Consider the following 22,166-nt stretch of genomic DNA (forward strand, 5'->3'; position numbering starts at 1 on the left):
ACGCTCAGGCCTGCGGCAGGTAGCGCTCAGCGGCATGCGCTTGACGGATTTCGGACATCAGTCCTTGTCGCGCCTGCTCCAGCTCGTCCCAACGCTCTGCGACATGTAGGGGCGGAATCGTCACCAGCTCCTTGCGATCAAAGCCTACGAGTGCAGCATCAACCAGTTCGTTGACATCCATCACCTCTGGCAGAGAGTTGATATCCATGCCAGCGCGGCTCCAAATTTCCGTGCGGGTTGCAGCAGGCAGTACGGCTTGCACATAGATTCCCTTGGACCCTAGTTCCAAATTCAGACCTTGTGAGAGAAACAGTACAAATGCCTTGGTCGCACCATAAATAGTCATGCCTAGCTCGGGAGCAAAGCCAACAACCGAGCCGATGTTGACGATGGAGCCCTTGCCTTCCTGAGCAAAGCGCGCAGCGACTGCTGCAGCGAGGCGCGTGGGCGCCGTGGTGTTGAGCATTACCAGACGGTCAATGCTCTGCGCGTTCTGTTGGATGAAGGCTCCGGACTGGCCCATGCCAGCGTTGTTGATCAGAATCCCGATCGACGTGTCTTCGCGCAGACGAGACTCGATCTCAGCCAGGTCTTCCTGCTGTGTAAGGTCGGCTTGAATCACGTCTATGGTGACCTTGGTCTCTTCGCGCAAGCGGGAGGCTAGGAGGTCCATGCGAGCTTTATCGCGGGCAACCATGACGAGGTTGTGGCCACGGCGGGCAAAGCGTTCAGCGTAGGTGGCCCCGATCCCGGAAGATGCACCGGTGATCAAGGCTGTAGGCAGATTAGTCATAGTTTTATATCCAGAAGTGGTTTGGAAAGATCAAGGGGTAGACGCGCGGTCCGGTGGTCTGTTGTCCATCGAGGAACAGAGCGGTCTCCTGTTGGAGGCACTGGTGATCAGGCAGCGAGCGGGGGATAGTCGGTGTAGCCTGCGGCGCCACCGCCGTAGAGCGTGGCCATATCCATTTGAGCCAGAGACGCATCAGCCTTCAAGCGCTCGACCAAGTCTGGGTTGGCAATGAAGGCGTGACCAAAGGCGACCAAATCGAGCTTTCCTTCCTGCAGGCGAGCTTCTGCTAACTTGCGGGTGTAGCCGTTGTTGGCGATGTAGGTTTGCTTGAAGCGAGCACGCAGCGCGTCATAGTCAAAATGAGCGACATCGCGAGGCCCCCCTGTCGCGCCTTCGACGACATGCAGATAGACAATGCCAAGGGCACTGAGTTGCTCCGCGATGTAGTTGTACTGAGGCTGCGGCTCGCTGATAGAGATGCCATTGGCGGGCGAGACCGGGGAAATGCGTACACCGGTGCGCTCAGGTCCAATTTCCTGGGCAACGGCAGCGGTCACCTCTAGCAACAGTCGTGCACGGTTTTCCACTGAGCCGCCGTATGCGTCCGCGCGTTGGTTGGCTCCATCCTTGATGAATTGCTCCAGCAGGTAGCCGTTGGCACCATGCACCTCCACGCCATCGAAGCCGGCACTCATGGCATTGGCGGCAGCTTGGCGGAAGCTCTCCACGATGCCTGGGATCTCATCTAGGCCAAGAGCGCGGGGCTCAGATACTTCCGCAAAGCCATTGTTCACGAAGGTCTTGGTTTGTGCTCGGATGGCAGAGGGGGCTACAGGCGCTGCGCCATCCGGCTGCACGGACACATGGGACACGCGACCCACATGCCACAGTTGCACAAAGATCTTTCCGCCCTTGGCGTGTACCGCTTCGGTGACCTTGCGCCATCCAGCGACCTGCTCGGCTGTGTATAGACCGGGGGTGTCTTGGTAGCCCTGCGCCTGTGCGGAGACCTGAGTCGCTTCCGAAATGATCAAGCCAGCCGAGGCGCGCTGTGCGTAGTAGGTGGCCGCAAGTTCATTAGGCACCAAGCCAGAACCGGCGCGGTTGCGGGTTAGCGGTCCCATCACAACGCGATTGGCAAGTACCAGATCACCCAAGACATAGGGTTGAAAAAGCGTCTTCTCAGTCATTTTGCATCCACAGCAATGTTCTAGAAGACTCAATGATGATGGTCGTAATCTAAAAAGTCAATGCTTTAATTACGATCGTAATCAATATATAGTAGAGGCTCCGCAGGCACACAGACACTCCACGGTAGAAAAATGAAGCTCACCAAAGCACAGGCACAGGCAAACCGAGCACATGTCGTGAAAACGGCATCAGCGCTGTTTCGCGAGCGTGGATACGATGGCGTGGGTGTGGTCGACTTGATGGCGGCAGCGGGGTTTACGCAAGGCGGCTTCTACAAGCAATTCCGCTCCAAGACGGACTTGATGGCGGAATCTGCTGCTTGCGGAATAGAGCAGACCGTAGAGTTGACGAAAGGCATTGACCTGCCGACTTTTGTGCGCAGCTATCTGTCTCGCGAGCATCGTGACAATCGGGCGGCAGGCTGCACTATGGCTGCTCTGGGCTCCGATGCAGCGCGTCAGACGCAAGAGGTCAAGACGACATTTGCTGCAGGCATCGAAAGCTTGCTGCACGCCCTTGAGAAGGAATGTCCGATCTCGGAGCGAGCAGAAAATGATGGGGCACGGGCCAGGTCCATCGACACCTTTGCGCATATCGTCGGGGCCCTGGTCATGTCAAGGGCCTGTCCCGATGATTCGCCACTTGCCGACGAAATCTTGACTGTGTGTCGGGACAAGATCCTTGGTGCGTTGGCGGAGCAAGAAGGCGTACCGCCCTCCCGCTGCGATTCATGCCGATCAACTGATGTGGCCTGAGCTTTAACGTTCAGCGCTTTACCGCGACTGCAAACGTCACCATCGCCATCAGCAAGCTGGTGGCGATGACAGCGCTGAATGCCAAGTAGGGTGAAAGCGGCAGTGCGGAGGTGATCGCGATGGAGATAGCAGCGCAGCCCATTTGGAGGAAGCCCAGCAAAGCAGAGGCTGCCCCAGCATTTTGGCCAAACGGCTGCAGGGTCACGGCAGTTCCCAAAGGATTGATCAGGCCCATTCCAATCAGAAACACTGTCAACGCCGCCGAGAAGCAGTACACCTGCTCCGGGGCTGCCAGCAGGGTCGCACCACCGGCAAAGGCGACGGCGATGCCTGCACGGGCACAGCGCAGTGCGCCAAAGCGATGCGCAAGCCTAGAGCGTGTTATGAACTTCCAGCTGAAACCAGCACCTGAGCAGCGGCCGGTAGCATGAGCACGGCAAAGACCAGAAAGTGCAGCCCGCTCAGCACCTTGGGCAGCCGCTCATAGTCCCGCGAGAGCCGGCGGAACCTCGCCAGCCAGCCAAAGCTGCGCTCCACCACCCAGCGTCTGGGCAACAGCACAAAGCCTTTCTTGGCCTGGGGCAGCTTCACGATCTGTAGATCCATCCCGTTGTCCTGGGCTGCTTCGCGGGCTTGCTTGCCCGTATAGCCCTGGTCTGCCCAGGCCACCTCTACCGTGTGGCCCGTGGCCTGCTGCATTTGCTCGCACAGGGTGCGTACCTGCGCCCGTTCCTGCTCGTCGGCTGGCGTGGCATGCACGGCAAGCAGATGGCCCAGGGTATCCACGGCCATCTGCACCTTGCTGCCGCGGCGGCGCTTGTAGCCGTCGTAGCCCGCCCTCGGGCCACTCTCGCAACTGGACTGCAATGTGCGCCCATCCATCACCACGGCACTGGGCTGCCCTTGGCGCCCTTGGGGCACACGGATGATGGAGCGCAAGTCTGACACCATCGCCTCGAAACAGCCCGCATCCAGCCAGCGCCGGCTTTGCTGGTAGACCGCCTCCCATGGCGGCAGGTCATTGGGCAGCAGCCGCCAAGGCGCTCCTGCACGTATCAGCCAACGCAGCGCATTGAAGACCTCGCGCAGGTCATGCTCGCGCTGCGGCGCTTGCGGGTCCATGAGCGTCAGATAAGAGGCAGCAAAGCCTGACCTCTGTTGGGTAGGATTTGCGGGGCACTGCAGCACTCTACCTCAGCTACCGCCTGCCTTGAACGCAAGTTCATGACATGCTCTAAGCCTTTTTTGCGTTTTTGCGTTTTGGCGCTGCTGCTGCCGGCAGATGACGATTGTTCAGGGTATTTCTGCGTAAGATGCACTGGCTCTACAGCGGCAATGGAAAAGCTGGCAGTTAGAATGGACAGGATTAGCCTAACCCTGTTGGTGGAGGTTGGATGGCAGTTCTGTAGAGCATCAATGCCCTGTAGAGGCCCGGTCGGTGGCGCAAGCGGGTCGCACGGCTTTCACCATTGTTAATGAGGCGAACGCAAGTTCGCCTTTATTTTTGCTGCCGCAGAAAGATTGACCATGTTCGAATCCATCCGCAAGCATTCCAAGTTCGTGATGATCTTGTTGTTCTTGCTGATCATTCCCTCTTTCATTTTTGTCGGGGTCAACCAGAACTACTTCACCGAGTCCAGCCAGACTGTGGCTCGTGTGGATGGGCATGACATCACCCAGCAGGACTGGGACAACGCTCACCGGGCTGAAAGTGATCGCCTGCGTGCGCAGAACCCGTCCATGGATGCCAAGTTGCTCGATTCTCCGGAGGCGCGCTATGCCACGCTGGAGAAGCTGGTGCGTGATCGCGTGCTGGCGGCTGCTGCCACCAAGATGCACCTGACAACGCCCGATGCACAACTGGTGCGCACCTTGCGTGAAATTCCCGCGATTGCCTCCCTGCAAAAGCCCGATGGCTCGCTGGATGCCGAAGCCTACAAGGCTCTGGTGGGCTCGCAGGGCATGACTCCCGAAGGATTTGAAGCCAATCTGCGCCGCGAACTGGCTCTGAATCAGGTGCTGGGTGCCGTGTCCTCGACCAGCTTCACGACTGCTGCACAGCTGCAGCAGGCCATGGACGCGCTGTATCAGCGCCGCGAAATTCAGGTTGCCCGTTTTGATGCCAGCGCCTTTGCGGGCAAGGTGCAGCCCACGGAAGCCGAACTCAAGGCTTTCTATGAATCGCACACCAGCCAGTTCAAGCAGCCAGAGGCCGCCACCGTGGAATATGTGCAACTGGACCTGGCGACGGTAGAGAAGAGCATTGTTCTGAGCGAAGACGATCTGCGCACCTATTACAAGGAAAATGCGGCCCGTCTTGCCGGCCCAGAAGAGCGTCGCGCCAGCCACATCCTGATCAATGCGGCCAAGGATCTTCCCGCCGCAGAGCGTGAAAAGGCCAAGGCCAAGGCAGAGCAGCTGCTGGCCCAGGTGCGCAAGGATCCCAAGAGCTTTGCCCAGGTGGCCAAGGCCAATTCGCAGGACCCAGGCTCTGCTGCCAATGGTGGTGATCTGGGCTACTTCGGCCGCGATGCCATGGTCAAGCCCTTTGAAGAAGCCGTTTTCAAGATGAAGCAGGGCGACATCAGCGATGTGGTCGAGTCCGACTTTGGCTTTCACATCATCGAGCTGACCGGCATCAAGCAGCCCAAGGTGCCCACGTTCGAGGAAATGCGCCCCAAGCTGGAAGCAGACCTCAAGCAACAGCAGGCCCAGCGCAAGTTTGCGGAGGTGGCCGAGGCCTTCTCCAACGCTGTCTACGAGCAGTCTGAAAGCCTGCAGCCGGTGGCCGAGAAGTTCAAGCTGAGCATTCAAAAGGCCGAGAACGTGACGCGCGAGCCTGCCCCCGGTGCGCAAGGTCCTCTGGCCAGCAAGCGTTTCCTGGAGGCACTGTTCTCCGCTGACTCTCTGGAAAACAAGCGCAATACCGATGCGGTGGAGCTGGCCCCCAGCAATCTGGTGGCCGGCCGGGTGCTGAGCTACGCTCCTGCCCACATTCAGTCCATGGATGAGGTGGGCGCCAAGCTCAAGCAGCTCTACGTCGCACATCAATCTGCAGAACTGGCCAAGCAAGAGGGCCAGGCCAAGATGGCTGAGTGGAAGGCCAAGCCCGAAACCGCCCAGCTGCCTGCGGCGGTCGAGGTAGGTCGCGACCAGGCCAAGGACTTGCCGCGTGAAGTGCTGGATGCGGCACTGCGTGCTCCCACCAACGCCCTGCCTGCATGGGAAGGTGTCGATCTTGGCAATGCCGGTTATGCCGTGATCAAGGTCAATCGCATTGCCCAGCGTCCTGCGCAAGATGCCCAGGTTCTGGAGCAGCAGAAGGCGCAGTTCACGCAGTGGGCTTCCATGGCCGAAGTCATGGCCTACTATGATCAGCTGAAGAAGATCTTCAAGGTCCAGATCAAGGTGCCGCGTCCTCAGTAAGGCATTTAAATCAGGCGCAAGTTCATTTGCTGCTTGATTTATGCATTACAATAGATGCTTCTACGGTGGCTGTAGCTCAGTTGGTAGAGTCCAGGATTGTGATTCCTGTTGTCGTGGGTTCGAGTCCCATCAGCCACCCCAGATTTGAAAAACGCTCTGCAGCGCAGAGCGTTTTTATTTGATGAGAGGCATATGCCTTGAAATCATTGCTAGTTCAGCGTTTGATGCTCACAAATTTGATTTGAAGCTCAAAATCTGAAGTACAATAGAGACTTCTACGGTGGCTGTAGCTCAGTTGGTAGAGTCCAGGATTGTGATTCCTGTTGTCGTGGGTTCGAGTCCCATCAGCCACCCCAGTTTAAAAAATGCCTCACAGGTTTTCTTGTGAGGCATTTTTGTTTTTCAGCTCGGTATGAGCTGGAGAGTGCGGGCTGGCTTGAAGCACCATTTCCGCAGCCCTCCATGGAGGTCTGCTTCTCGAGTCCGGCAATCCCGATTGCAATCGCGCCGGACTGTCCGTACTGATTTGTTTGAATGCATGCCATGCCGTGGCGGGAAGCTGTCTCCGGGGTCGCCGCGGGATCGCTTGGTTCCGTGTAAACCACAGGCATTGGCATCAATGCAGTGCCGAATGCAGACTCTCTCGTGTGCATCACGCAAGCCGTGGCTGTGGCTGTGGCTGATCGCGTGGCTGCGGGCGATCTAAGCAGCAATATCGCTGTGAACTCCAAGGACGAGACGGGGCAGTTGCTGGGCATGCTCAAGCGCATGCAGCAAAGCCTGGTCAAGACGCGGTGATCGTCGTGCGTAACAATGCCCAGGGCGTGGCATCGGCAAGCGCCCAGATCGCTGCCGGCAATCACGATCTGTCGGGTCGCCCCGAAGAGCAGGCCGGTGCGCTGGAGGAAACGGCAGCGTCCATGGAGCAATTGAGCTCGACGGTCAAACAGAACGCAGACAATGCGCGCCAGGCCAACCAGGTGGCGGTGAGCGCATCCGCCGTGGTAGCCCAAGGCGGCGAGGCAGTCGTCGAAGTGGGGAGCATCAATGAAAGCAGCCGCAGGATGGCAGACATCATCGATGGCATTGCCTTCCAGGCCAATATCCTGGCCTTGAGTGCGGTAGTGGAGGCTGCTCGTGCAGGCGAGCAAGGCCGTGGCTTTGCCGTGGTGGCGAGCGAAGTCAGAGCGCTGGCGGGGCGCTCGGCCGAAGCGGCCAAGGAAATCAAGGCCTTGATTACGAGCAGCGTGGAGCATGTGGAGCACAGTGCGCACCTGGTGGACAAGGTAGGTAGCACGATGACCGAGGTGGTGGCGGCCATCCGCTGCGTGACCGACATCATGGGCGAGATCAGTGCAGCCGGCCCCGAGCAGAGCTCGGGTGTGTCGCAGATCGGTGAGGCCGTTACGCAGATGGACCAGACCACGCGACAGAACGCAGCACTGGTGGAGGAAAAGGCCGCGGCCGCCGGCAGTCTGAGCAATCAGGTGCAGTCCTTGCCGTATTCAATTGTCTGACCTTGAGTCAATGACCCAGCTTCAGGTCGCAAGCAGGGTGCCGGCGACGCAGGCGGGCGGCAGGGTGTCTTCGAGGATGCCCGGACCTGCGGAGAAGCCTGCACCCCAGGCAACTGCTGCTACTGCTTTGCGCCGCGCGGCAGCCATCGCCGGAGCCCAGCAAGCGGCGGCTGCAATGGAGGGGTGACTGGGAAGCCTTCTGATGCGCAGCGGCGTTGGCTGTGATGGCGGCCGGGGTGAGCAACTGCTGATCGATGCAGGCCTGCCGCTGGGGGCAATCTGCTTGTGGTCTCGGGATTGTCCTGCCGAGCCCTTGCCCGAGGCGCTGACATGCGTGCGCACGGGTGTGGATGTGCCCATGCAGCGAATATCTTCATACCGCTGAATCCGGGGGGCAGGAGATTGTGTGTTTCGATTCGGAGCCGGAAAGACAAAAGGCCTTGGATTTTTCAATCCAAGGCCTTGTATCGTTTGGTCGGAGCGGCGGGATTCGAACTCGCGACCCTCTGCTCCCAAAGCAGATGCGCTACCAGGCTGCGCTACGCTCCGAAGCCTCTATTCTAACTACAAAAAAATGCTCTTTTTTTGAAAGTGTCGAATTTTTGATGGCGAGGCGCCATTTATTTGGAGCGAGGTGTGGTGGGAGCCGGTCCGCGGTTGGCCAGGTGGCGGAAGGTGATGCGGCCCTTGGTCAGGTCATAGGGCGACATTTCCAGCGACACCTTGTCGCCGGCCAGAATGCGGATGTGGTGCTTGCGCATCTTGCCGCCGGTGTAGGCAATCAGTTGGTGACCGTTGTCCAGCGTGACGCGAAAACGCGAGTCAGGCAGGACTTCCGTCACGGAGCCTTGCATTTCAATCAGTTCTTCCTTGGCCATTTGTTCAATCTCTCAGAAAAGGTCAGTTGCGGCGCTTGCTCGTCATCACCACGGAAAAGGCCTGAGCAGTACAAGTGCTCAGGCCTCAGTGTGGCAAGGGCGCTGCGCTGTTTGCGCAGACCGAACAAAAGGCCGATATCCAATCAAGCCATGCTGTGAAACAGCATTCAGCTAAACATTGGAATTGTAGCGTCTCGCCCTCGCTGATGCCCTGATAAAGGGGTAAAGCGTCGCAGCGATGAGACGGCTGCATGGGTCTTTGTCATGATGCCTGCATCATTGAGATGCAGCGCCCGGGCAGTGGCCTGGATGGGGGAAAACGCCTGTAGCCCTCAAAGACAGCCGCCGCTGCCTTGGTCTTGGCTAGAATCCTGTTCGACAGCTCTATAACTTTGATAGCAAAATTCCATTGTGTCTGATCGACTTGCCGTACTTTCCCAATATTTCTTGCCCAAGCAGGCGCTGACCGCGCTGATGGGAAAACTGGCGCAAGCCGAGGCCGGCGGCTTGACGACGGCGGTCATTCGTCGCTTTATCCAGCGCTACCAGGTGAACATGGCCGAAGCGGCCAATCCCGACCCCGCTGCCTACAAGACCTTCAATGCGTTTTTCACACGTGCACTCAAGGACGGTGTTCGTCCTCTGGCGCAGGCGGACTGGATTTGCCCGGTAGATGGTGCCATCAGTCAGTTCGGCAGGATCGAAGGCGAGCAGATCTTTCAAGCCAAGGGCCATCAATACAGTGCGACTGCCCTGGTGGGAGGGGATGCGACCCTGGCGCGCCAGTTTGACAACGGCAGCTTTGCCACGATCTATCTGAGTCCGCGCGACTATCACCGCATTCATATGCCTTGTGCCGGCAAGCTGCGCAGCATGACCTATGTGCCAGGGGATCTGTTCTCGGTGAACCCGGTGACTGCCCGTGGCGTACCCGGCCTGTTTGCGCGCAACGAGCGCGTGGTCTGCGTGTTCGATACCGCTCATGGGCCCTTCGTGCTGGTGCTGGTGGGCGCGACGATCGTGGGCAGCATGGCCACGGTGTGGCATGGCCTGATCAATCCTCCGCGTCCAGGCCATATCAAGACCTGGAATTACGAAGGTGCCGAAGCGGTGACGCTGGCCAGCGGCGAGGAGATGGGCCGCTTTCAGCTTGGCTCCACGGTGGTCATGCTGTTTCCGCAAGCGGCAGGCCTGCAGTTCAATCCGCAGTGGCAGCCGGCGGCGCCGGTGCAGCTGGGCCAGGTCATGGCCAATGCGCAGGCCAAGCTGGGCTGACAGCCGGGTTCCATAGAAAAAGCCGCTGATGCCATGAGCTCAGCGGCTTTCTTGCTTTGACGGGTCAAAGAAACCAGGTCAGCGGTTCGGGCCGGCGTTCGGTGGTGAACACCGTGGGGGCAAGACTCAGGCGATCGGGCTTGACCGGGTCGTCGTGACCTCGGAGGTAGACCATCAGTTCGCGTCTGCGCAAGATGACATGGCTGACGATTTCGCGTCGGCCATTCTGAGTGACCTCGGTGCCGGGCCGAAACAACGGCATATGAAACAGGCCACTGCGTGTGGTGGGCGGCGATGCCGCAACTTCATTGGAGGCGAGCTGCATGGGCTTTCCGTAGTAGTGGTGACTGCTTATCGGCAGCGAATCATCAAACTAAAGCCCGAATTGCCGGGCCTGGTTCAACCGGGCTGGGCCAGGGCCTTGAGCAGCTCGGTCTCCATGCGCAACTGGCTGCTGTTGTCCTGCAGTTCAGGGCCTTCGATGAGGAAGGTGTCTTCCACGCGCTCGCCCAGGGTGCTGATCTTGGCCAGATGCACGCTGATATGGTGTTGGGCCAGGATGCGGGCAATGATGTAGAGCAGGCCGGCGCGGTCTGACGCGGAGATGGACAGCAGCCAGTGCTGGGCTTTTTCATCGGGGCGCAGGATGACGCGCGGAGCGAATGGAAAGCTCTTGACGCGGCGCGACAGCCGTCTTTGCGACGGCGTGGGCAGCGGGCCGCCCTGCAGCAGTGTCTGGGTCAGATCGCTTTCCACCATATGCATGAGCTCGCGGTACTGCTCCTGCATGGTGGGGGCGATGACCTGGAAGGTGTCCAGTGCGTAATCGTTGTTGGCCGTGTGCACGCGCGCATCGAGGATGGAAAATCCGGCCCGGTCGAAGTAGCTGCAGATGCGGGCAAACAGATCGGGCTGGTCGGGTGCATAGACCAGCACTTGCAGGCCTTCGCCAGCCAGCGACCGCCGGGCGCGCACCACAGGCTTGCCCAGGCCCACATGGCGTGAGAGATGGCGGGTATGCCAGGCGATGTCGGCCGCCTCGTGGCGCATGAAGTAGCTCACATCCAGCGTCTCCCAGAGTTTCTTGTGGGACTCGAAGGGCTGGGCGGACAGGGCCAGCTGCACCAGCGCCTCACGCTTGCGGGCTTCGATCTCGGCGGCGGCATCCGGGGCGCGGCCACCCAGCACGCGCAGGGTCAGGCGGTAGGTGTCTTCCAGCAGCTTGCCTTTCCAGGCGCTCCAGACCTTGGGGCTGGTGCCGCGAATGTCGGCCACCGTCAGCAGGTACAAGGCGGTGAGCTTGCGCTCGTTGCCGACGCGTTCGGCAAAGGCACGAATCACGTCGGGGTCGGACAGGTCCTGCTTCTGGGCCACCTGGCTCATGGTCAGGTGCTCGCGCACCAGAAACTCGACCAGCTCCGCATCGGCCTTGTCGATTTGGTGGGCACGGCAAAAACGCTTGACTTCGACGGCACCGATCACGGAGTGATCGCCGCCACGGCCTTTGCCGATGTCGTGGAAGATAGCGGCCAGATACAGAATCCAGGGCTTGTCCCAGCCTGCGGCGAGCTGGGAGCAGAACGGATACTCATGGGCATGCTCGGCCATGAAGAAGCGTCGGACATTGCGCAGCACCATCAGGATATGCTGGTCCACGGTGTAGACGTGGAACAGATCATGCTGCATCTGTCCCACGATGCGTCGGAAGGGCCAGAGATAGCGGCCCAGTACCGAGGTCTGATTCATCAACCGGATGGCATGGGTGATGCCGCGCGGCTGCTGCAGGATTTTCATGAAGGTGGCGCGATTGACCGGATCGCGACGGAAGGCACTGTCCATCACATCGCGGCTGGCATACAACGCACGCAGGGTGCGCGTCGACAGACCCGTCAATCCTTCATGTTGCTCGTACATGAGAAAGGTTTCGAGAATGGCATGCGGATCGCGCTCGTACAGATCGTCGCTGACCACTTCGATGGTGCCGGCCTTCTCGCAAAACCGATCATTGAGCGGAATCAGTTCGTGCGAGCCGGGGTTCAGGCGCTCCTCGATGCTCATGCGCACGATCTGGCACAGCTGGGTCACCGCCTTGGCGGCCCAGTAATAGTGGCGCATCAGGGTCTCGCCAGTGCGCATGGCCAGCTTGCGTCCCTCCGGCGTGGTGGAGCGGTAGCCAAAGGCTTCGGCCACGGCGGTCTGCAGGTCAAAGACCAGCCGGTCCTCATGGCGACCGGCGGTGGCGTGCAGGCGGGCACGGATCAGGCTGAGCAGGGATTCGTTGGATTCGAGCTGCTGGACCTCGAAATGGGTGATCAGGTCTTGCTCGGCCAGCTCATGCCAGCTGTTGCCGAAGCCTGCGGCCTTGGCCAGCCAGAGCATGGTGTGCAGATCGCGCAGCCCGCCGGGCGATTCCTTGCAGTTGGGCTCCAGCGAATAGGGAGTGAAGTCGTATTTGGCGTGGCGCTGGCGCATTTCCAGCAGCTTGCCTTCGACAAAGGCTCGGGGCTCAAGCTGCGCACGGAACTGCTGCTCGAAGTCGGCGAACAAGGTCTTGCTGCCTGTGATGCGGCGTGACTCCAGCATGGCGGTCTGCACCGTCAGGTCTTGCGCGGCTTCCTGCAGGCATTCGGCAATGCTGCGCACGCTGGAGCCGATTTCCAGGCCCGCATCCCAGCAACTGCTGATGAACTGCTCGATGCTGGCCGCCAGTTCCGCAGCCGGCTGTGCACTGCTTTGGGGCAGCAACACCAGCACATCGATGTCCGAATAGGGAAAGAGCTGAGCGCGCCCATATCCGCCCACGGCCACCAGGGCAGCACCTTCCGGCATCTTCGCGCGCTGCCAGAGGGTGCGCAGAAGACCGTCGGCGAGTTCACTGAAATGGTGCAGCACTCCGCGCACGCTGCGTCTGCCCAGCGTGGGGTTGCGCAGCAACTCCATCTGCCGGGCCTTGGCCTCGCGGTATTGCTCGCGCAGGCCCTGTAGCGAGGAGAGGTCGGAGACGTCGGCAGAGTTGGCGTAGGAGTGGGCAGAGGAGGTCATGCGCAGTAGAAAAAAGCGTTTCAACAGGGCAAGTGCTTGAGCGTCACCTTAACCCAACTGACTTGGGCTTGAGGCCTGTGATGGCAAAAAGATGAGCGCATGGCGCTTGCAGCACAAGGTCTACAAGCAAAAAATATGCCGCATCCAGCTTTGGCCGGATGCGGCATGCAGGTCAGCGGCAGCAGCGCGCTCAGGTGCGGATGGCCGTGATGAAGTCGGGCGGGGTGGGCGAGCCATCGGACCAGGTCAGCACGTCATAGCCGGTCTTTGTGACGGCCAGCATCAACTCCCATTGGGCAGTCAGGCTGCGGTCCTTGGTGACGACGGTCCAGCCGTCGGGCATGGCCTTGATGTCGCGCTTGCCCAGATTCAGCATGGGCTCGATGGTGAAGACCATGCCTTCTTCCAGCACCACGCCTTCGCCGGGGCGGCCATAGTGCAGCACCTGGGGCTCGTCGTGGAACACCTTGCCGATGCCGTGGCCGCAGTACTCACGCACCACGGACAGGTTGTTGCTCTCCGCGTAGGTCTGGATGGCGTGGCCGATGTCGCCCAGCGTGGCACCGGGCCTGACCTGGGCGATGCCCTTCCACATGGCTTCGAACGTGAGCCTGGACAGGCGCTTGGCGGCAATCGTGCCTTCGCCAATGATGAACATGCGGCTGTTGTCGCCGAACCAGCCGTCTTCGGTGATGATGGTCACGTCGACATTGACGATGTCGCCCTTCTTCAAAGGCTTGTCGTTGGGGATGCCGTGGCACACCACATGGTTGACAGAGGTGCAGACATAGGCCGGGTAGGGCGTCATGCCCGGGGGCTGATAGCCCAGGCAGGCCGTCTTGGTGCCTTGCTCGGCCATGCGCTTGGCACACAGATCGTCGATCTGCTGGGTGGTGATGCCGGGCTTGATGTGGGGGGTGATGTAGTCCAGCACATCCGAAGCAAAGCGGCCTGCAACGCGCATGCGCTCGATGTCTTCGGGAGTCTTCAGTGTGATGCTCATGGCCGCAATTATCCCATTGCGCGCTTGAACATGCAGGGCTTGTGGGTGTGAGCATTCGGACTAACCCCGAGGCACGGTAAAATCCGAGGCTCACCGAATTCAGCGCTTTGGCCCGGTCCTCTCAGGCAGAGGATTGGCCAGGACGCTTTTCAACAGCCTTCACATAAACAGGCCGCCACGTGACATTGCATCTGACACAGTTTGAGGGTGGAAACGCCCTGAGCTCGTTCCGCGCCCAACAGCTTCTGACCGATCTGGTCGCCATCCACCCCAAGATCACCGGCGTATCTGCACGCTTTGTGCACCTGGTTGCCACCGAGGGCGCAGTTGCGCCCGCATTGCAAGAGCGCCTTTCGGCGCTCTTGACTTATGGAGATCCCTACACGGGCAGCGCTGAAGGCCTGGCCTTCATCGTCACCCCCCGTCTGGGTACCATCTCCCCCTGGGCTTCCAAGGCGACCGATATCGCCCGCAACTGCGGCCTGAATGTGTTCCGTGTGGAACGCATGACCGAGTATCGCGTGGACATGAAGTCCGGCCTGCTGGGCGGCAAGCCCGAGCTGTCGACAGAGCAGACCGCTCAGATCGCCGCTTTGCTGCACGACCGCATGACCGAGTCCGTGTTTGCGACACGCGCAGAGGCCGAGCAACTGTTCACTACCCTGGCGGCACAGCCCATGGAGTTTGTGGATGTGCTGGGCGGTGGCCGCGCAGCGCTGGAAACCGCGAACAAGCAATGGGGCCTGGCCCTGGCTGAAGACGAGATCGAGTACCTGGTCAACGCTTTCAACGACCTCAAGCGCAATCCCACGGACGTGGAGCTGATGATGTTTGCGCAGGCCAACTCCGAACACTGCCGCCACAAGATCTTCAACGCCAAGTTCACCATCGATGGCGTGGAGCAGGAAAAGTCGCTGTTCGGCATGATCCGCAACACCGAAGCCTGCTCGCCCCAGCACACCGTGGTGGCCTATGCCGACAACGCTTCCATCATGGAAGGCCATGAGGTCGAGCGATTTGTCGCCAAGTTCGATGCCAAGGCAGACGCAATCAGCGCGCCCAGCTATCAGAAGCAGGCGGCTACCAACCATGTGCTGATGAAGGTGGAAACACATAACCACCCCACGGCGATTTCGCCCTTCCCCGGCGCATCGACCGGCAACGGCGGCGAAATCCGTGACGAAGGCGCAACCGGCCGTGGCTCCAAGCCCAAGGCCGGCCTGACCGGCTTCACCGTCTCCAAGCTCTGGGGCAGCGAAGTGGGCAAGCCCGAGCACATCGCCAGCCCGCTGCAGATCATGATCGAAGGCCCTCTGGGCGGCGCGGCGTTCAACAACGAGTTCGGTCGTCCCAATCTGACCGGCTATTTCCGCGAGTACGAGCTGCAGGTCGGCGACATCACCCGTGGCTACCACAAGCCCATCATGATCGCCGGCGGCCTGGGCGTGATCGATTCCGAGCTGACCAAGAAGATCGAGTTCCCGGCGGGCACGCTGCTGATCCAGCTGGGCGGCCCCGGCATGCGCATCGGCATGGGCGGCGGTGCGGCAAGCTCCATGGCTTCGGGCACCAATGCCGCGGAACTGGACTTTGACTCGGTGCAGCGTGGCAATCCCGAGATCGAGCGCCGTGCGCAGGAAGTCATCAACCATTGCTGGCAGCAGGGCGCCGAGAACCCCATCCTGGCCATCCACGACGTAGGTGCCGGCGGTATCTCCAATGCCTTCCCCGAGCTGACCAACGATGCCGGGCGCGGTGCACGCTTTGACCTGCGAGCCGTCAAGCTCGAAGAGTCCGGCCTGTCGCCCAAGGAAATCTGGTCCAACGAATCGCAGGAGCGCTATGTGCTGGCCATCGCTCCCGAATCGCTGGAGCAGTTCACGGCCTTCTGCGAGCGCGAGCGCTGTCCGTTTGCCGTCATCGGCACGGCCACCGAAGAGCGCCAACTGGTGCTGGAGGACACGGCGGTCGAGTCCGGCGATCAGAAGTTCCCCGTGGACATGCCCATGAACGTGCTGCTGGGCAAGCCGCCCAAGGTGCACAAGGATGTGACCAGCGTGGAGCGCGAGCTGCCCGCCATGGACCTGACCGGCGTGCCGCTGGAAAAGGCCGTGATCGAAGTGCTGGCCCACCCCACGGTGGCTTCCAAGCGCTTCCTGATCACCATCGGCGACCGCGCCGTCGGTGGCCTGACGCATCGTGACCAGATGGTCGGTCCCTGGCAGGTGCCTGTGGCCGACGTGGCCGTGACCCTGGCTGACTACAAGGGCTTCAAGGGTGAAGCCATGGCCATGGGCGAGCGCACACCGCTGGCCGCCATCAATGCGCCCGCCTCGGGCCGCATGGCCGTGGCCGAAGCCATCACCAATATGCTGGCTGCGCCCATCGAGCTGTCCAAGGTGAAGATGTCGGCCAACTGGATGGCCGCCTGCGGCGAAGCCGGTGAAGACGCTGCGCTGTACGCCACCGTCAAGGCCGTGGGCATGGAACTGTGCCCCGCGCTGAACATCTCGATTCCCGTGGGCAAGGACTCCCTGTCCATGCGCACCCAGTGGAGCGAGAACGGCCAGACCAAGAAGGTCACCTCGCCCGTGAGCCTGATCATCACCGGCTTTGCCGCTATCGACGATGTGCGCACCACGCTCACGCCCCAGCTCAACGCCGAGGTCGAAGACAGCACCCTGGTGCTGATCGACCTGGGCCGCGGCAAGATGCGCATGGGCGGCTCCATCATCGGTCAGGTGCTCAATCAGTCGGGCAACGAAGTGCCGGACCTGGACGAACCCAAGGATCTGATCGCCATGGTGGATGCAGTGAATGCACTGCGCGCCAAGGGACTGATCCTGGCCTACCACGACAGGGGCGACGGCGGCCTGCTGGCCACGGCCGCCGAAATGGCCTTTGCCGGCCATGTGGGCGTGGCCCTGAATGTGGACATGCTGATCACCGAAGGTGATGGCATCTCCGACAGCCGCATGGACAGCGGCGAAGGCAAGAACTGGGGCAAGCAGGTCTCCGGCCGTCGCGAAGACCTGACCTTGCGCGCGCTGTTCAATGAAGAGCTGGGCGCCGTGCTGCAGATCAGGACGCAAGACCGTGCCCAAGTGCTGCAGGTGCTGCGCGAACATGGCCTGATCCAGTGCAGCCATGTCATCGGCAAGACCCGTCCTGCCTCGTCCCCTGTGGACGCCGGCAAGGGCGAGCTGCAGGTGTGGCGCGATGCGAACAAGGTGTTCGGCGCAACCCTGTCCGATCTGCACCAGGTCTGGGATGCCGTGAGCTGGAAGATCACCCAGCAACGCGACAACCCCGTGTGCGCCGACAGCGAGCATGCGGCGGCGGGCGAACCCACCGACCCCGGCATGCATGTGCATCTGACGTTCGACCCCAAGGAGAACGTGGCAGCGCCCTTCATCAACGTGGCTGCCAAGCCTCGCGTGGCGGTGCTGCGCGAGCAGGGCGTGAACTCCCATGTGGAAATGGCCTACGCCTTCACCGAAGCCGGCTTTGATGCGGTGGACGTGCACATGAGCGACCTGCAGTCCGGCCGTGCGCAGCTCAAGGACTTCGCCGGTGTGGTGGCCTGCGGCGGCTTCAGCTATGGCGATACCCTGGGTGCGGGCATTGGCTGGGCGCGCTCCATCACCTTCAACGACCGTCTGTCCGAGCAGTTCCAGGCCTTCTTCGGTCGCAGCGACACCTTCGGCCTGGGCGTTTGCAACGGCTGCCAGATGTTCGCCGAGCTGGCCGACATCATCCCCGGTGCGCAGGATTGGCCGCGCTTCACGCAGAACCAGAGCAACCGCTTCGAGGCGCGTCTGAGCATGGTGGAAGTGCTGGAGTCGCCCAGCCTGTTCCTGCAAGGCATGGCCGGCTCCCGTCTGCCCATCGCGGTGGCGCACGGCGAGGGCTTTGCCAACTTCCAGTTCCGTGGCAATGCCCAGCAGGTGGTCAAGTCCATGCGCTATGTGGACAACCACGGCCAGCCTACCGAGCAGTATCCGTTCAACCCCAACGGCTCGGCTGGTGGCCTGACCGCAGTGACGACCGCCGATGGGCGTTTCACCGCGATGATGCCTCACCCCGAGCGCGTGTTCCGCAACGTGCAGATGAGCTGGACCTCGGGCGACAAGTCCGAATTCAGCCCCTGGATGCGCGTCTGGCGCAACGCCCGCAAGTGGCTGGGCTGATTCCCTGGCACTGCTAGTGCAATCAAAAGGCTCTGCATTCTGCAGAGCCTTTTTTCATATCTCATGGCCTTCACAGAGCCCGGTTGCAGGCGCAGCTGCTCTATGAGAAAGACGAGCGAAAGCCGGATAAAGAGTACCTTGCTGCGGTTGCCGCAGCAGGTGTTGATGTGCTGTTTGTGCTGACCGGTCAGCGTCAGTCAGATTTGCCAGCGGAGGATGCCAGCGAACAGCTTCTGCTGGATCACTTTCGGCGCTGTTCCTCGGCCGCCAGACAGCCTCTCTTGCAGTCTTCCATTTTGCTGGTAACGGGTCTGCCAGATGCAGTGTCGTCAGTGGCCGAGTCTCCGGTCCGCAGCAGACTGCCAAGGCCTTGACACAGTGCGTGTGGCCTTGCTGGCGTCCTGGCCGGTTTGAACCAGAGAAGCCGGATCTACAGTATCCATTCGACAGCCGCATGGTTAGCCAGGTGCAACTGCGAGCAGCTTGAACGGCTGAGCACCTACGCCGGGTCGAACTATTGGTAAGCAAAAGTAGCAAGGATGCCGTGGCTTGGCTGCTGCGGAGTCGGTACTTGCATCTGCAGCAGCGTCGGCGGACTGAATGTTCGCCGGGAACAGCAGCGCCGTAGTTTGGCGGGGAGGTCGCTTGATGCATGTCACCCGGCTTCTTTGTGTTCTGATTTTTTGCACGTTTTCATCGGCACGGTGCCATGGCGATGATAGGCTGACGCTTTGCGCGCAACGGTTTGCGCGGTCTGTCAAACCACAGTTTTGCCGCGCTGAAAGCACCGTTTCAGCAAAGTGCGGACGAGGTTTTCCGAGGGTAGTCTCGCACTCGCCCTTGGTGTGTAAGCGCCTCGAACTATCAAGATATTGCGTCGATTCGGGACGGGAGACATTGGTGTCGCGTGTATTAGCAACGGAAGCGGAAGTTCTGGCACTGTCGCCGGATGCTGCGTCATCCAAGGCGGCCAAGGGACTGCAGTCCCTGAGCAAATGGCCGAACACAGGCTGCAATGATGCTGCGGTCTGGGGGGAATGCCAGGGCAGCGGCAGCAAGCCGTATCAGACTCAGGTCGATCTGAGCGGGCCGGCCTTCAAGTGCTCCTGCCCCAGCCGCAAGTTCCCCTGCAAGCACGGGCTGGCGCTGATGCTGCTGCGCGCAGGCGGCCAGGTGCCGGAGGGCGGCGAGCCCCCGGAATGGGTCAGCAACTGGCTGGGTGGTCGTCTGCAAAAAGCCGAGCAGAAAGAGGCCAAGGCGGCCGCCATTGCCGCTGCGCCAGTTGCGGATCAGGAGGCTCTGGCCAGACAGCAGGCCAAGCGCGAGGACAAGCGCTGGGACAAGGTTGCTGGTGGCATGCAGGAACTGTCGCTATGGATGCAGGACATGGTGCGCACCGGCCTGGCCAATCAGGCCGGCGACAGCCAGGTGCGTCAGCACTGGAACACCATGGCGGCACGCATGGTGGATGCCCAGGCCACGGGCATGGCCGCGCGTATCAGGGAAGCCTGGGAGCTGGTGGACAGCCACCCGACCTGGCCGCGTGATCTGCTGGTGCAGCTTGGCCATTGGCAGCTGCTGGTGGACGCGGTGCAGCGGCGTGACTCGCTGAGCCCCGAGGTGAAGGCCGACGTCATGGCTGCCCTGGGCTGGCCCATGGACAAGGCCGAAGTACAGGCCCGTGGCGAGACCATCAGCGACGATTGGCGGGTGCTGGGTCAGCGCCTCATCGAGCGCGAGGGTCGCCTGCTGGAGCGCCGCGTCTGGCTGCAGGGCCTCAATACTGGCCGCGTAGCATTGCTGCTGGACTATGCCCAGGGCGGGCGCGGATTCGAGACGGCCTGGGTGAGCGGCGGCGCTTACCGCACAGCCTTGAGCTTCTACCCTGGCAGGGCGAGCCTGCGAGCGGCTGCGGTCAATGGGGTGGAAGCACTCGACAGCTGCGATGCCGCTGCCCTGACGGTCAAGGCTTTGGGCGAACCGTTGCAGCAACTGGGCGAGCGCATTGCCGCCAATGCGCTGCAGCCGGTGCAGCCGCTGTGGTGTGCGAATGCCCAGCTGCTGTATGTAGAGGGGCAATGGCTGGTGGGTTGGCCCACAGGACAGCGCCAGGCGGCCCCCGTGCCTGCGGTGATTGCCGATGACGAAGCCTGGCGGCTGCTGGCGCTGAGCGGCGGCACGCCTCTGGCCCTGTTTGGCGAGTGGGAGTCCGGGCCGCAACTGGGGCGCTGGCGCTTGCTCAGTGCCTGGCAGCAGGCTGCTGACAGCCAGGCCTTGTCCCCCATCTGGCAGAACCAAGGAGAGATGCGATGAGCAGCGCCAATTTATGGGCTGCGCTGCAGCAGTCCAGTCTGGTCGGCGCGGACAGGCTGGCCGTGCCTGCGGTGTTGAGCGCACAGGTCGATTCCGCAGCCAGCCCCGGTTTGCAGGCCATGCAAGCCGCCTGGCAGCAGCCGGCTGCATCAACGGCTGCACAGTTGCTGAGGGCCAGCGCCGTCGCCGCCGTCTTGGAGCGGGCGGGCTGGCAACCCGGTGCGCAGGTTCGGCTCGGCGCACCTTTGAGCTTCCCGGCATTGCCTGCCGACGAGTCTCGCCGCGGGCCCGAGGATGAGCGCTTGCATGGCCTGATGCGTGATGTGCTGCAGCATGGGCCCGAGAACATGCTGGCTCCCATGTTTCATGCCCTCGATCAGGCTGGACAGCGCTTGCCTTATGCGCTCCTGGTCGAAGCTTTGAACGAAGGCCGCCGTTCTGTGGAGCTGCGCACCTGGCTGACGCCGGTGCTGGGGGAGCGAGGCCGCTGGCTGGCCGGGCTCAACCCGCAATGGAGCTATGCCAGCGGCGTGCAGGAGACGGCCAATGCCGAGCTGATCTGGCAGGAGGGCTCCATCGAGCAGCGCGTGGCGCTGCTGCACAGCGAACGTGAGACCGGTGCCGACCAGGCGCGCGCCAGACTGGAAGCCAGCTTGAAGGAGCTCAATGCCAAGGAGCGTGCGCCCATGGTGCTGGCCCTGGGCGTGGGACTGTCCATGGCGGACGAGCCGCTGCTGGAAAAGCTGCTGACCGATCGCAGCAAGGAGGTGCGCGAGAACGCGGCCCGTCTGCTGTCGCGTCTGCCGCAAAGCGCGCACAGCCTGCGCATCACGGGCTGGCTGCAGTCCATGCTGAGCCGCAATGCCAAGGGCGAGTGGCAGATCGAGCCGCCCGAGGAGGGCAGCAAGGACTGGGAGCGCGACGGCATTGCGCTGCAGCCGCCAGCCTATATCAAGGGCATGAAAGCCTGGTGGCTGCAGCAGATGGTGGAGCTTGCGCCCGTCGATTTCTGGCTGCAGACCCTGGAGATGACGCCCGAGCAGCTCTGGGACTGGAGCCGCCGCAGCGACTGGAAGACCGCTTTGCGCCAGGGCTGGCTGGCGGCCCTGCGCGATCAGCCCGATGTGCGCTGGATTGCGCTGCTGCAGACCATGGAGCGCGATTCACGAGCCCAGGCGTTGCTGTCGGCCCTGCTGGACCGGCTGAGCCAGCAGGAGCGCGAGGCGCTGTGGCAGACGCAGTTGCAGCAGGCCAAGGGCAGCCTGGTGGACCGCATCAACACCATCGAGAGCAGCATGCCCGTGGTTGGCGTGTTTTCTCAATCCATGTCTGAGCCCTTGATGGACGCACTGGACAAGGCGCTGGGCGGCAAGCAGGCCACAGGCAGCTGGCATAGCTGGCAGGCCGATCAGGCCGTGCTGGCCTGCGCGCGCCGCCTGCATCCGGCCGTTCTGCCGCGCTTTGTGCGGCTCTGGCGTCAGCCTCCACAGGCTGAGGAACTTGCCGTGCCGCAGCCCGAGACAGCAGCCCCGTCAGGGCTGACCGGGCTCTGGAAAAAGCTGGTATCCAAGGTGGCCGATGCGACCGAAGAGGTCGCCGCAGTGGCTGCGCAAAGCACCCTGACGCCCGAACAGCAGGCGCGGCTGGAGCGCGCCCGTCTGCGCCCCTGGGATGACGAGCGCGTGCTCGAGCAACTCAACCGTATCGTCGATCTGCGCCTGGCCCTGCATGCCGCACTGGGCGCCTAAGCCTTCGAATTTTTCTGCATTCAACCCGAAAGTCA

At 61.6% G+C, this 22,166-nt stretch carries 15 protein-coding genes, 3 tRNA genes and 1 pseudogene; 9 read left to right on the plus strand and 10 right to left on the minus strand.

Features of this window, described 5'->3' with window-relative positions:
* Window positions 1–4 precede the first annotated feature (4 nt).
* Together O987_RS10335 and O987_RS10340 are read right to left on the minus strand one after the other, a co-directional pair.
* Window positions 5–793, minus strand: a complete 789-nt coding sequence (locus tag O987_RS10335) for an SDR family NAD(P)-dependent oxidoreductase (protein ID WP_003056551.1) — start codon at window positions 791–793, stop codon at window positions 5–7.
* A 107-nt stretch (window positions 794–900) separates the two neighbouring features.
* Window positions 901–1,983, minus strand: coding sequence for an alkene reductase (locus O987_RS10340; protein WP_003056548.1), 1,083 nt, complete (start codon window positions 1,981–1,983; stop codon window positions 901–903).
* 132 nt (window positions 1,984–2,115) lie between these two features.
* On the opposite strand from O987_RS10340, the gene O987_RS10345 reads away from it, so the two are divergent.
* Window positions 2,116–2,739, plus strand: a complete 624-nt coding sequence (locus tag O987_RS10345; RefSeq protein ID WP_051962163.1) for a TetR/AcrR family transcriptional regulator — start codon at window positions 2,116–2,118, stop codon at window positions 2,737–2,739.
* 10 nt (window positions 2,740–2,749) lie between these two features.
* On the opposite strand, the gene O987_RS29425 is transcribed toward O987_RS10345, so the two are convergent.
* Together O987_RS29425 and O987_RS10355 are read right to left on the minus strand one after the other, a co-directional pair.
* Complete coding sequence (locus tag O987_RS29425) at window positions 2,750–2,974, minus strand: hypothetical protein (protein WP_043372043.1); 225 nt, start codon at window positions 2,972–2,974, stop codon at window positions 2,750–2,752.
* Between the two features lie 146 nt (window positions 2,975–3,120).
* Window positions 3,121–3,927: an IS5 family transposase gene (locus O987_RS10355; RefSeq protein ID WP_043372045.1), complete on the minus strand. Its 807-nt coding sequence runs from the start codon at window positions 3,925–3,927 to the stop codon at window positions 3,121–3,123.
* A 339-nt stretch (window positions 3,928–4,266) separates the two neighbouring features.
* On the opposite strand from O987_RS10355, the gene O987_RS10360 reads away from it, so the two are divergent.
* The 4 genes and pseudogenes from O987_RS10360 to O987_RS10375 all read left to right on the plus strand — a co-directional run.
* Window positions 4,267–6,165, plus strand: coding sequence for a SurA N-terminal domain-containing protein (locus O987_RS10360; protein ID WP_043372047.1), 1,899 nt, complete (start codon window positions 4,267–4,269; stop codon window positions 6,163–6,165).
* A gap of 65 nt (window positions 6,166–6,230) precedes the next feature.
* A tRNA-His gene (locus O987_RS10365) sits at window positions 6,231–6,306 on the plus strand.
* 139 nt (window positions 6,307–6,445) lie between these two features.
* Window positions 6,446–6,521: transfer RNA gene (locus tag O987_RS10370), tRNA-His, on the plus strand.
* Between the two features lie 310 nt (window positions 6,522–6,831).
* Window positions 6,832–7,682, plus strand: a pseudogene (locus tag O987_RS10375) (methyl-accepting chemotaxis protein); the annotation flags it as partial.
* 21 nt (window positions 7,683–7,703) lie between these two features.
* Here O987_RS10375 and O987_RS28750 read toward each other — a convergent pair.
* The 3 genes from O987_RS28750 to infA form a co-directional block, all read right to left on the minus strand.
* Entirely contained in the window at window positions 7,704–8,042 is a 339-nt protein-coding gene (locus O987_RS28750) for a hypothetical protein (RefSeq protein WP_144244920.1), read from the minus strand.
* Window positions 8,043–8,154: 112 nt separating this feature from the next.
* Window positions 8,155–8,231 (minus strand) — tRNA-Pro (locus O987_RS10380).
* A gap of 71 nt (window positions 8,232–8,302) precedes the next feature.
* A complete protein-coding gene (gene infA / locus O987_RS10385; protein ID WP_003056533.1) occupies window positions 8,303–8,560 on the minus strand; it encodes a translation initiation factor IF-1 in 258 nt (85 codons plus the stop codon).
* Between the two features lie 411 nt (window positions 8,561–8,971).
* Here infA and asd point away from each other — a divergent pair, with 411 nt between their 5' ends.
* The gene (asd, locus tag O987_RS10390; RefSeq protein WP_043372050.1) at window positions 8,972–9,835 is read left to right on the plus strand and encodes an archaetidylserine decarboxylase; all 864 of its coding nucleotides are present in this window, start codon (window positions 8,972–8,974) and stop codon (window positions 9,833–9,835) included.
* A 64-nt stretch (window positions 9,836–9,899) separates the two neighbouring features.
* Here asd and O987_RS10395 read toward each other — a convergent pair whose 3' ends face one another.
* The 3 genes from O987_RS10395 to map all read right to left on the minus strand — a co-directional run bounded on the left by O987_RS10395 (window position 9,900) and on the right by map (window position 13,880).
* Window positions 9,900–10,160, minus strand: a complete 261-nt coding sequence (locus O987_RS10395) for a hypothetical protein (protein WP_003056528.1) — start codon at window positions 10,158–10,160, stop codon at window positions 9,900–9,902.
* A 74-nt stretch (window positions 10,161–10,234) separates the two neighbouring features.
* Window positions 10,235–12,877 (minus strand): [protein-PII] uridylyltransferase, encoded by a 2,643-nt coding sequence (locus tag O987_RS10400; protein ID WP_051962164.1) that lies wholly within the window; start codon window positions 12,875–12,877, stop codon window positions 10,235–10,237.
* Between the two features lie 190 nt (window positions 12,878–13,067).
* On the minus strand, window positions 13,068–13,880 hold the full coding sequence (gene map / locus O987_RS10405) for a type I methionyl aminopeptidase (RefSeq protein ID WP_003056520.1): 813 nt from the start codon (window positions 13,878–13,880) through the stop codon (window positions 13,068–13,070).
* A 179-nt stretch (window positions 13,881–14,059) separates the two neighbouring features.
* On the opposite strand from map, the gene purL reads away from it, so the two are divergent.
* The 3 genes from purL to O987_RS10425 all read left to right on the plus strand — a co-directional run bounded on the left by purL (window position 14,060) and on the right by O987_RS10425 (window position 22,131).
* Entirely contained in the window at window positions 14,060–18,070 is a 4,011-nt protein-coding gene (gene purL / locus O987_RS10410) for a phosphoribosylformylglycinamidine synthase (protein WP_043372054.1), read from the plus strand.
* Between the two features lie 933 nt (window positions 18,071–19,003).
* Window positions 19,004–20,383, plus strand: coding sequence for an SWIM zinc finger family protein (locus O987_RS10420; RefSeq protein ID WP_080731635.1), 1,380 nt, complete (start codon window positions 19,004–19,006; stop codon window positions 20,381–20,383).
* Window positions 20,380–22,131: a DUF5691 domain-containing protein gene (locus O987_RS10425; protein WP_043372056.1), complete on the plus strand. Its 1,752-nt coding sequence runs from the start codon at window positions 20,380–20,382 to the stop codon at window positions 22,129–22,131. The genes O987_RS10420 and O987_RS10425 overlap by 4 nt, the downstream gene beginning before the upstream one ends.
* The last annotated feature ends 35 nt before the right edge of the window (window positions 22,132–22,166 follow it).

Source organism: Comamonas testosteroni TK102 (assembly GCF_000739375.1).
GTDB classification, from domain to species: Bacteria; Pseudomonadota; Gammaproteobacteria; order Burkholderiales; family Burkholderiaceae_C; genus Comamonas; species Comamonas brasiliensis.